The organism is Massilia sp. (genome assembly GCF_032106685.1).
Lineage (GTDB): Bacteria > Pseudomonadota > Gammaproteobacteria > Burkholderiales > Burkholderiaceae_D > Telluria.
Genome location: NZ_DAMCPG010000017.1, coordinates 81,386 through 92,240, shown reverse-complemented (window position 1 = coordinate 92,240; position 10,855 = coordinate 81,386). Strand labels below are relative to the sequence as shown.

The following is a 10,855-nucleotide window of genomic DNA, read 5'->3' as shown; positions in this document are numbered from 1 at the left end:
CTCCTGCCAGCGCCGCCCGCCATCCTGCGAGCGCCACATGCCGTTGTAGTCCGGCGGGTTGTGGCTGCCGGTGACCATGATGCCCGAGCGGGTGCCTTCGAGGACGTTGGTCGCGAAGTAAACCATCGGCGTGGCGACCATGCCGAGGTCGATCACGTCGACGCCGGCGGCCTGCAGGCCTTCGGCCAATGCGGCCGCCAGCGCCGGACCCGACAGGCGGCCGTCGCGCCCGATCACGACCTTGCGCTCGCCCTTGGCCAGCGCGGCGCGGCCAAAGGCCGTGCCGATGGCACGCGCCACGCCGGCATCGAGCGTGCTGTCGATCACGCCGCGAATGTCATATGCCTTGAAAATCGTCTTCGAGAGAGCAACCATGTTCGACCTTAGAAAAACGGACGGCAGCCGGCATCGCCCGAATCACGATGCAGGCAGACGCAGCTTCGCCAAAAGTTGGAGGGATGACAAAACAGGGAGTATTGTAGCGGCAAGCGCACCAATGGGGGTTGCCCCATTGGTGCGCTTGCTTGTTTGTCTTTGGAAGCGTGCTTCTGAAGCGTGCTTCTTAAGCGATTCCTGCCGGCGAGCGCCGGAGGAACAATCAGACGCGCAGCTTGTCGAGCGACTTGCCGCCTTCGACCCATTCCTTGACCCACTTCGGTTGGCGGCCGCGGCCGGTCCACTGCTGGGACGAATTATCCGGGTGACGGTAACGAACGGCAACCGTACCGGTTTTCGCGCCGCGGGCATTGGTGGCGATCAGGTCCTTCAGGGGTACGCCCACGCTTTGGGCAATCGCCAGGATCTGTTCGCGTGCCTTCTGCACCTCTTGTACCTCACGCTTTTTCATTTCCTGTTTGATTTGCTCCTGCAGGTTGCGCAAATCGCCTACGGACATATTCGACAGATCCATCATCGTTCCTCGATAGTTGGGTTAATCTAATTCAGGTGAATTCTCACCAAATGTCGCAATATACTACAACGGCAATTTATTGCCAGTCCTTCTTGCGCCAAATCAGCCAGCGCGGCGACCTGAATCGAACAATACGCGCATACAGCCACAGGTAGCTGATAACGAACAATAAACAGAAAACTATCAGTACGCTTGTATTCTGCCAGAATAAAGTGGCCGGGATGACGGCCATGAGAGAAAAAAGCCACAAATAAGGGGAGGTCCGGGCATTACGCTTCAGCAGCGCCCGCGCTTCTTTTCTTCCCACCGTCCATTGCACTACCCTCCGGAAAATGAGACTGTGAAGGTGTATGCCGTCAGGCACTGCTGGAGATTTCCCGCGTACAAACATTCGTCGATAAGCGGAAAACACCGTTTCGAATGCCGGATATATCAGCAGCAGCGCGGCATACCAGGTCGAGACGTCGGGATTGCGCATTACCAGGAGCAATGCCAGCTCGCCGAGCATGAACCCGATAAAGTAGGCGCCGCCATCGCCCAGGAAAATCAGGCCGACCGGGTAATTCCAGACGAGGAAGCCCGCGGTTGCCCCGGCCACCGTCAACGCGGCAATCAGCACGAATACATCGCCCACCTGCAGCGCCACATAAGCAAGCGAAAGCAGCATACAAATGGTCACCATGCTGGCCAGGCCATTGAAGCCGTCGATGATATTCACCGCATTCGCGATACCGGCCACGGCCAATACCGTCAAGGGCGCCACGATCCAGCTTGAGGCAAACAATACCAGGCCGAATGGAAGGTCGATGCGGGCGATTTTGGCATCCAGCAGCAGATAACCCAGCATGGCGCCGGCCATGGTCAGCAGGAGCCGGCGCGAGGGCCGCACGGCGCCGGTGTAATCCTCGACAATTCCACCGATAAAGGCGACGAAAGCGCAGAACAGAAGCGTGGTCATCCATTGCAGCAGGACCGGCTCGCGCCAGATTGAAATGGTGGCGCTGACGATAACCGCAAAGTAGATCGGCAGGCCGCCAATCCGGGCCACCAGGTGGCTGTGCGCCCGCTGTACGCCCCGGAAATCGGTGTCGAGCGCGGGCTCATGCAGTTTCGCCTGCTTGATGACGAGCAGGGTCAGCAGGGTGGAGCAGACAAAGCTAACCAGGAATGAAAACATGAGGATCCTGCGGTTCCGACTCTCGGCAGACAACGGCCTGCAACGCGCATGCGGTGCCAGACGACGCCATGCGGGGCATGATGAAAGGCGGAGGCACCCAGCTCCGCCACGCTTGCCAAAAACGTAATTACATTGTAACCGCATAAAAGCGGCCAACCGCAAACACGGCAGTTTATCGCGCACGAAATACGCACGATTGATCAAGATCGCCTGTAACGGGAGATGTGGAAGAGAAACGCAGTACTGGCGCAGTGCCTTGGAGCGCCGAACAAAACTGTCAGGGGAAGGGATGCGGCCACCCGACGCAGTGCCGCAGACAGTACGCGGGTACGGCGAGGCGTTGCAACGCAGTCATGGCGGTTTTATTAGGCGCTCTTGGAAAAAGTCGCAGGTGTCGGCGTCGCGTAACCGCGTGCCGGTCCTGTCTTTTTCCGACAATATCGGTTCTCCGCTCAATGGCCATGCAATGGCCAGGTCCGGATCGCTCCACAGCAGCACGCGCTCGTGCGCGGGCGACCAATAGCCGCTGGTCTTGTAGACGCATTCGGCCCCTTCGCCCAGCGCCAGGAAACCATGGGCAAATCCCGGCGGAATCCATCACTGGCGCCGGTTTCCGGCGCCGAGCACGATCGTCATCGCCTGCCCAGAGGCGGGCGAAACGCGGCGCCTGTCGACCACGACATCGAATACCGCGCCCCGCACGACGCGCACCAGTTTGCCCTGCCGTATTCCGACCTGGTAATGCAGTCCGCGCACGGCATTCGGCACCGGGACCGACTGGTTATCCTGGACAAAATGCGGCCGCAGGCCGGTGGCCTGTTCGAATGCGTGCTCGTTACAGGTTTCGAAGAAAACGCCACGCTCGTCCTCGTGGACCAGGGGCTCGATCAGCAGCCCCCCGGGAATGTCGGTCGCTGGCGCTTTCATTTCAGCACCAGATAGTTCAGTCATGGCAACGGGATTTTCCGTTACTGGCTTGCCGTCATGGTCCAGTCCGGCTTTTCACACGGCCGCATCAATACAGCCCATGCGAAACGGCATTTAATTCGGCAGCACCATTTTCAGGCCCTGGCGCTTTTCGCGCACGGCCCTGCATCGCACCGCATCGCGCAGCGATACCGGTCGCCATTACCGGGATCGCCATCTCTGCTTGCATCAGCGTAGTCAGCGGGTAATTCATTACCGGCTTGCCGAGTACCGGCATTGGCGGCATCGACACGCCCGCCACCGAAATCATTTAGTATGCCACCACTGCAAGGGCGAGGACGGCGCCGCCGCCACGTCCCTGCAGGCATGATCGAACAAGAACAAGGGCCGCGGCGCGCGGCCGCGCCCAGGAAAGAGCAGACGATGAAAACCTATGTCATAGGCGACCTGCAAGGTTGCGCCCACGAGGCCCAGGCCCTGCTCGACAAGATCGCTGAGGATGCCGCGGGCGACGCCCGCATCCTGTTTGTCGGCGACCTGATCAACCGCGGCCCGGAGTCATTGATGGCGCTGCGCCGCATGAAGGCGCTGTCGGAAGCGAGCGGCGGGCGCGTCGAAGCCCTGCTCGGCAACCATGACCTGCACCTGCTGGCGGTCGCCGTCGGCGCCCAGAAGGCCAGCAGGTCCGACACGCTCGACGAGATCCTCGGCGCGCCCGACCGCGACGAACTGATCGGCTGGCTGCGCATGCGTCCGCTGGCGATGTTCGTCGACGCCCACCTGATGGTGCACGCCGGCGTCGCGCCGCAATGGGACGCGGCCCAGACCATGGCGCTGGCCGGCGAAGTCGAGGCCGTGCTGCGCGGCGAGCGCTGGATCGATTTCCTGGGCCGGATGTACGGCAACCAGCCCGACCGCTGGGACGACGGCCTGGAAGGCATCGACCGCCTGCGCTGCATCGTCAACGCCCTCACCCGCATGCGCCTGTGCCTGCCCGACGGCAGCATGGATTTCGCGCACAAGGAAAGCGAGAAGGGACCGGAAGGCTCGGGACTGATTCCCTGGTTCGACCTGCCGGGGCGCCGGACCAACGACGTGACGGTGGTGTTCGGCCACTGGTCGGCGCTGGGCCTGGTGCTGCGTCCGAACCTGGTGGGACTGGACAGCGGCTGCGTCTGGGGCGGCAAGCTGACCGCGGTGTGCCTGGACGACCGGACGCTGTTGCAGGTGGATTGCCCGGAATACCGCCCGGTAGGGTGGACTCCCGAGTCCACGCGGTGATGGTTACCGTATGCCGTGCCGCGCGCGACGATCTTGCCGATGGCTTGTCGTAGGGTGGGTTCCCGAACCCACGCGGCACCGCGCGGGCGTATCGAAACACGTGCCAGCGAAAAAGGCCGATGATCGGCGCATTTCTGCTAGATCATCGGCCTCGTTTTATCGACCGCCTTACCGGTGGGTACGAGTACCCACCCTACGGCACCACGCGTCCCTCGAGCGCTGCCGCCACCGCGTCGTGCGCTGCCTGCGCCAGCTCGCGCCGGTGCGCGCCTTGCGCGTCGAGCGGCGCCAGGCAGGCCAGGCGCGCGCGGATCGGCCCGCCGCGCAGGATCCTCAGGATGCTGTCGACGAAGGTGACCTCGCCGGCGTAGTCGACGTTCGGATGCCAGTTGCCGGCCTCGTCGAGGTAGGCCAGCGCGCAAGGCTGCACCTGGACGCCGGCGTCGATCGCCGCCTCGAACAGGTTGGCGTGAAACGGCAGCACTTGCCCCTGCCGCGCAACCGTCCCTTCGGGGAAGAAGGCAACGCGCTCGCCCTCCCCCAGCACGCTCACGATACCCTTGAAGATATGGCGCAGTTCGCGCCGGTTGCCGCGCGCGATGAAGACGGTGCCGGCCGCCCCGACCAGCCAGCCGAGCACCGGCCAGGCGCGGATCTCGGCCTTGGCCACGAAGCGGCAGGGATGCAGCGCGTTGATGACGAAGATGTCCAGCCAGGAGACGTGGTTCGAAACGAACAGGGCGTGCTCGAGCGCCGCGTTGCCGGGCGCCTCTTCGACGCGCACGCCGCAGATTGCCAGCAGGCGGCGCGACCAGCGCCGCGTAAGCGCGCCGCGCGTCCGGCTGCGCGCCCAGGGGAAGACCAGCGCGCAGGCGGCCAGGCCCGCCAGCAGGTGGAGGGCGACGCGCGCTAGGCGCCAGGCTAGCCGCAGGCGGAGCATGAAGTCAGGCGGGTTCGCGGCGCCGGAGACGCCGCGTAGTCAATCTCAACGCTGGTAGGCGACACGGCCGCCGACCACGGTCGCTTTCACCTGCCCGGTCAGCTCGTAGCCGAGGAAAGGCGTGTGCTTGCCCTGGCTGGCCAGCGCCGCGCCGTTGACCTGCCAACGCACATTCGGGTCGAAGACGACGATGTCGGCCGCGGCGCCGGGCGCCAGGTGGCCGGCGTCCAGGCCGGCGGTGCGCGCGGCCTGCGAGGTGATCTTCCCCAGCGCGCGCACCAGGGCGGCGTCGCCGTGCAGTTCCTCGGCCCACTTCAGCGTGAGCGAGAGCAGCAGCTCCAGGCCGGTCGCGCCGGGTGAGGCTTCGGCGAACGGCAGCAGCTTTTCGTCGTCGTCCACCGGGGTGTGGTCCGAGCAGATCGCGTCGATCGTGCCGTCCAGCAGGCCGGCGCGGATGGCGTCGCGGTCGCGCTGGGTGCGCAGCGGCGGCGTCAGGCGTGCGTTCGAGTCGAAGAAGCCGATGTCGGCGTCGGTCATGTGCAGGTGGTGCACGCCGACGTCGCAGGTGACCGGCAGGCCTTCGGCCTTGGCGGCGCGTACCAGCTCGAGACCCGCGGCGGACGACATGCGGCACAGGTGCACGCGCGCGCCGGTGCTGCGCACCAGTTCGAAGATCGTGTGCAGGGCGATGGTCTCGGCCATCACCGGCACGCCCGACAGGCCCAGGCGCGTCGCCAGCGGGCCGCTGTGGGCCACGCCGCCGCGGCCGATGTGGGGATCCTGCGGACGCAGCCAGACCGTGTAGCCGAAGGTCTTCGCGTACTGCAGCGCGCGCAGCAGCACGTTGGTGTCGAGGATCGGCACCTCGGCCTGGGCAAAGCCGATGCAGCCGGCCTCGGTCAGCTCGGCCATCTCGGTCAGTGCCTGCCCTTTGAGGCCCATGGTCAGCGCCCCCAGCGGGTGCACGTTGGCCTGGTTCAGGTTGCGCGCGCGGTGCTTGAGCATCTCGACCAGGCCGGGCTCGTCCAGCACCGGGTCGGTGTCCGGCGGGCAGACCAGGGTGGTCACGCCGCCCTGGATCGCCGCCTGCATTTCCGATTCCAGCGTGGCCTTGTATTCGTAGCCCGGCTCGCGCAGGCGCGCCGACAAATCGACCAGGCCCGGTGCGACCACGAGGCCGGTGGCGTCGATGGTGGAATCGGCCGTGAAGCCGTCCGGCGCGTCGCCGATGGCGGCGACCTTGCCGTCCGCGATGAAAAGGTCGGTGACCGAGTCGATGCCGTTTGCCGGGTCGACCAGGCGCCCGTTCTTGATATGTAAGTTCATCCGTGCGAAGTTCAAACCCGGCCTCCCGCCAAAATACTCATCACTGCCATGCGCACCGCGATACCGAAGGTCACCTGCGGCAGGATCACCGCCTGCTTGCCGTCGGCGACCGCCGAGTCGATTTCCACGCCACGGTTCATCGGCCCCGGGTGCATCACGATCGCGTCCGGCTTCGCCAGCGCCAGGCGCTCGGGCGTCAGGCCGTAGCTCTTGAAATACTCCTGCGCCGAAGGCAGCAGCGCGCCCGACATGCGCTCGTTCTGCAGGCGCAGCATGATGATCACGTCGACGTCCTTCAGGCCCTCGTCCATGTTGTTGAAGACGCGCACGCCCATGTGGTCCAGGCCGCCCGGCAGCAGGGTCTGCGGGCCGATGGCGCGCACTTCCGGCACGCCCAGGGTGGTCAGCGCATGGATGTCCGAGCGCGCCACGCGGCTGTGCAGGATGTCGCCGACGATGGCCACGCGCAGGTTGGTGAAGTCCTTCTTGTAGTGCCTGATCGTGTACATGTCGAGCAGGCCCTGGGTCGGGTGCGCATGGCGCCCGTCGCCGGCGTTGACGACGTGGATGTCCTTCTGGCCGGTCTTGTCCAGGTGCTGGGCGATCAGGTAGGGCGCGCCCGACTGCGCATGGCGCACCACGAACATGTCGGCGTGCATGGCCGCCAGGTTGTCGATGGTGTCGAGCAGCGACTCGCCCTTGGAGGTCGACGAAGCCTGGATGTTCAGGTTGATGACGTCGGCCGACAGGCGCTTGGAGGCGATCTCGAAGGTGGTGCGGGTGCGCGTGGAGTTCTCGAAGAACAGGTTGAACACGCTCTTGCCGCGCATGAGCGGCACCTTCTTGACTTCGCGGTCGGAGATGCCGACGAAGCTCGACGCGGTATCGAGGATGTGGTTGATGATCGACTTCGGCAGGCCTTCGATGGTCAGCAGGTGCTGCAGTTCGCCGTTCTTGTTCAGTTGCGGGTTATTGTTCAGAATCGGCATTGTCGTCTTCGATGGTAAGCGAGAGTTGGCCGGCCGCATCGCGCGCCAGCGACAGCAGCTGGTTGCGCGCCAAGCTGGTGCGCACGCCCACGAAGTCCGGCGCCACCGGCAGTTCGCGGCCGCCGCGGTCGGCCAGCGCGGCCAGCTTGATGCAGGCGGGACGGCCGTAGTCGAACAGCACGTTGATCGCGGCGCGCGTGGTACGTCCGGTAAACAGCACGTCGTCGACCAGCACGATGGTCGCGCCGTCGACGTTGAAGCCGATATGGGTCGGTTTCACGTCCGGGTGCAGGCCCTTCTTCGCGTAGTCGTCGCGGTAGAACGAGACGTCGATGAAGCCCAGGCGCGCTTTCAGGTCGAGGTCCGAGGCGAGGCGCTCGGCCAGCCAGGCGCCGCCCGAATGAATGCCGACGATGGCGGCGTCCGGCACGCCGGCAAGGCCCGTGCGTACCTGTTCGAGCAGGGCGCGGTACAGCGCCTCGGCATCGAAGTCGTGATTAGTTGTTGGCATGATCGTCAAAGTACTGTTGCAAAATAATGGCGGCCGCCTTGGCGTCGATGCGCTCACCGCGCTTGGAGGGGATGACGGCGGAGGAATAACGTTCGTCGACCAGCTCGACGGGCAGGTTGAAGCGGCCATTGAGCTGGTTGGCGAAGCGGCGCGAGCGCAGGGTCATGTCGTGCTCGGCGCCGTCGGGATGGCGCGGCTCGCCGACGACGAGGCGCGTCGGGCGCCACTCGTCGATCAGCTCGCCGATCACCCTGAAGCGCGTGGCGTTGTCGATGGCATCGATGATGGTCAGTGGTTGCGCCTGCCCGGTGAGCGTGTTGCCCATCGCGATGCCGATGCGCTTCACGCCGAAGTCGAACCCGAAAACGATGTCAACCATTGTCACGCATGGCCGGCCTCGGTGGCGAGCATCATCGGGTCGATGCCCAGCAGTTTGATGGCAGCGTTGTAGCGCTCCTCGATCGGCAAGTCGAACAGAACGTGGGCGTCGGCGCCCACGGTGAGCCAGCCGTTGCGCGAGATTTCTTCCTCGAGCTGGCCGGGGCTCCAGCCGGCGTAGCCGATCGAGACCAGCATGCGCGCGGGACCGGCGCCGCTGGCGACCGCCTCGAGCACGTCGATCGACGTGGTGAAGGCCACTTCGTCGGTGACGTTGAGCGAGGACGAATAGCGTCCGCCCGGGCTGTGCAGCACGAAGCCGCGGTCGTCCTGGACCGGGCCGCCGAACATGATCGGTTCGTCCACGACGGCCGAGCGCAGGCCGTCGGCCAGTTTCAGGTCGATGCGATCGAACAGCACCTCCATCGTCATGTCGGTCGGCTTGTTGATGACCACGCCGAGCACGCCTTTTTCGTTGTGCTCGCAGACGTAGACCACCGCGCCGCCGAAGATCGGATCTTCCATGGACGGCATGGCGATGAGGAAATGATTGGCTAAATTCAACCCAGATGGCGCCGGACCGATGTTTCCAAGGATTTCGCCTTGCTGCGGCAGGCCGGCCATGGGTAGAGTTTTGCCGATTTTGCTCTTCTTCATACGCTGACTCTCTCTTGGCTCACTCTCTGATTGACCACTAGTATCCAGACTACAACATTAGGCTTTTCGTTAGTTTACACTGAAACGCACAACGGGCCATCCGGCAGCGCGGTTGCGCGCGCAACCGCGCGCTTGACAGGGAACGCACCGAAGCATGGTAGCCAGTAAAATGACGCGCCGTGTTGACTGAACACACAATGATGCCGATAAGCAATTCTCTCGTCTGGTTCCGCCGCGACCTGCGCGTGTTCGACCACGCCGCCCTGCACCACGCCCTGCGCGCGTCGAAGGCCGTTTACTGCACCTTCGTCTTCGATACCGCCATCCTGGCCGGCCTGCCGCGCGACGACCGGCGCCTGCGCTTCATCCACGCCAGCCTGCGCGAACTCGATGCCGAACTGCGCCGGCTCGGCGGCGGCCTGATCGTGCGCCACGGCGCGGCGCGCGAACTGATCCCGGCGCTGGCGGCCGAGCTGGCGGTGGACGCGGTCCACGTCAACGACGACTACGAGCCGGAAGCGATCGCGCGCGATGCCGCCGTGGCCGAGGCGCTGGCGGCGGCCGGACGGACACTGCTCGGCTACAAGGACCAGGTGGTGTTCGAGAAGAACGAGGTATTGACCCTGGCCGGCCAGCCCTACGGCGTGTTCACGCCCTACAAGAACGCCTGGCTCAAGCGCCTGGCGGCGCAGCCGGAGGCGGTGGCGCCATGGCCGGTTGAGCCCTACGCGGCCGCGTTCGCGGCGCCCGCCGCACAGTCCATGCCGACCCTGGCCGAGCTGGGCTTCGACGACGGCCCCCTGCCCGCCCCGGCCGGCATGTCGGGCGCCGGCGCCTTGTTCGAGGCCTTCCTGCCGCGCCTGGCGGACTACGGCACGGCGCGCGATTTTCCGGCGCAAGCCGGCACCTCGCAGCTGTCGGTGCACCTGCGCTTCGGCACCACCTCGGTGCGCCACCTGGTGCGCACGCTGCAGCAAGCCATGGCGACAGGCCTGGGCGGCAGCGGCGCCCCGGTCTGGCTGTCGGAACTCGTCTGGCGCGATTTCTACGCGATGATCCTGTTCCACCATCCGCACGTGGCCGGGCGCTCCTTCAAGCCGGCCTTCGATGCCGTCGAATGGGAAGCGGGACCGCAGGCTGACGAACTGTTCGCGGCCTGGTGCGAGGGCCGCATCGGCTATCCGCTGGTCGACGCGGCGATGCTGCAACTGAACCGGACCGGCTTCATGCACAACCGCCTGCGCATGGTGACCGCCAGTTTCCTGGTGAAGGACCTCGGCATCGACTGGCGCCGCGGCGAGCGCTATTTCGCGCGCCAGCTCATCGACTACGACCTGGCCTCGAACGTCGGCGGCTGGCAATGGGCCGCCTCCACCGGCTGCGATGCCCAGCCCTGGTTCAGGATTTTCAATCCGGTGACGCAGTCGCAGAAGTTCGATGCGAAAGGCGCATTCATCCGGCAGTACCTGCCGCAATTGGGCAAGCTCGATGCGCGCGCCATCCACGCGCCGTGGACGGTGCCGGCGGAGGGGTTGGCGAAATGCGGCGTGGTGCTCGGGCGCGATTATCCGGCGCCGATCGTGAAGCATGAGGAAGCGCGGCAGAAGACCCTGGCGCGCTTCGCGGTGGTCAAGGCAGTCGCGCCGCCGCTCGAAGGGACGTAGAGTGGGCGGCTGCGCCGCCCACGCGTCGATCGATACCGCTTGAATTGTCGAGCGGGCAGATCTGGCGCTCGTTGGACGCGTGGACGGCGGAGCCG

The 10,855-nt window shown here is 65.2% G+C and carries 10 protein-coding genes and 3 pseudogenes; 2 read left to right on the top strand and 11 right to left on the bottom strand.

The genetic code is table 11. The features are described 5' to 3' along the window. The 5 genes and pseudogenes from RT688_RS11965 to RT688_RS11945 form a co-directional block, all read right to left on the bottom strand. Nucleotides 1-375: pseudogene (locus RT688_RS11965) on the bottom strand (hypothetical protein); the annotation flags it as partial. Nucleotides 376-598: 223 nt separating this feature from the next. Continuing rightward, entirely contained in the window at nt 599-910 is a 312-nt protein-coding gene (locus RT688_RS11960) for an H-NS histone family protein (RefSeq protein WP_313705099.1), read from the bottom strand. Nucleotides 911-986: 76 nt separating this feature from the next. Then, nucleotides 987-2,087, bottom strand: coding sequence for a glycosyltransferase (locus tag RT688_RS11955; protein ID WP_313705098.1), 1,101 nt, complete (start codon nt 2,085-2,087; stop codon nt 987-989). Between the two features lie 351 nt (nt 2,088-2,438). Beyond that, a pseudogene (gene rfbC / locus RT688_RS11950) lies at nt 2,439-3,014 on the bottom strand (dTDP-4-dehydrorhamnose 3,5-epimerase). Nucleotides 3,015-3,102: 88 nt separating this feature from the next. Next, nucleotides 3,103-3,324, bottom strand: a complete 222-nt coding sequence (locus RT688_RS11945; protein ID WP_313705097.1) for a hypothetical protein — start codon at nt 3,322-3,324, stop codon at nt 3,103-3,105. A gap of 113 nt (nt 3,325-3,437) precedes the next feature. On the opposite strand from RT688_RS11945, the gene RT688_RS11940 reads away from it, so the two are divergent. Continuing rightward, the gene (locus tag RT688_RS11940) at nt 3,438-4,295 is read left to right on the top strand and encodes a symmetrical bis(5'-nucleosyl)-tetraphosphatase (protein ID WP_313705096.1); all 858 of its coding nucleotides are present in this window, start codon (nt 3,438-3,440) and stop codon (nt 4,293-4,295) included. Nucleotides 4,296-4,488: 193 nt separating this feature from the next. Here the strand turns inward: RT688_RS11940 and RT688_RS11935 are convergent, their stop codons facing one another. The 6 genes and pseudogenes from RT688_RS11935 to RT688_RS11910 form a co-directional block, all read right to left on the bottom strand. Beyond that, complete coding sequence (locus RT688_RS11935) at nt 4,489-5,235, bottom strand: lysophospholipid acyltransferase family protein (protein WP_313705095.1); 747 nt, start codon at nt 5,233-5,235, stop codon at nt 4,489-4,491. A 45-nt stretch (nt 5,236-5,280) separates the two neighbouring features. Continuing rightward, entirely contained in the window at nt 5,281-6,561 is a 1,281-nt protein-coding gene (locus RT688_RS11930; RefSeq protein WP_313705094.1) for a dihydroorotase, read from the bottom strand. Nucleotides 6,562-6,572: 11 nt separating this feature from the next. Then, nucleotides 6,573-7,541: pseudogene (locus tag RT688_RS11925) on the bottom strand (aspartate carbamoyltransferase catalytic subunit); the annotation flags it as partial. Beyond that, complete coding sequence (pyrR, locus tag RT688_RS11920) at nt 7,531-8,061, bottom strand: bifunctional pyr operon transcriptional regulator/uracil phosphoribosyltransferase PyrR (protein WP_313705092.1); 531 nt, start codon at nt 8,059-8,061, stop codon at nt 7,531-7,533. The pseudogene RT688_RS11925 and the gene pyrR, both read right to left, overlap by 11 nt. Next, nucleotides 8,048-8,440, bottom strand: coding sequence for a Holliday junction resolvase RuvX (gene ruvX, locus RT688_RS11915; protein ID WP_312551190.1), 393 nt, complete (start codon nt 8,438-8,440; stop codon nt 8,048-8,050). The genes pyrR and ruvX overlap by 14 nt, the downstream gene beginning before the upstream one ends. A 2-nt stretch (nt 8,441-8,442) precedes the next feature. Continuing rightward, a complete protein-coding gene (locus RT688_RS11910; RefSeq protein ID WP_312551209.1) occupies nt 8,443-9,063 on the bottom strand; it encodes a YqgE/AlgH family protein in 621 nt (206 codons plus the stop codon). A 233-nt stretch (nt 9,064-9,296) separates the two neighbouring features. Between RT688_RS11910 and RT688_RS11905 the strand changes: the two genes are divergently transcribed. Beyond that, entirely contained in the window at nt 9,297-10,760 is a 1,464-nt protein-coding gene (locus RT688_RS11905; RefSeq protein ID WP_313705102.1) for a deoxyribodipyrimidine photo-lyase, read from the top strand. Nucleotides 10,761-10,855: the final 95 nt, after the last annotated feature.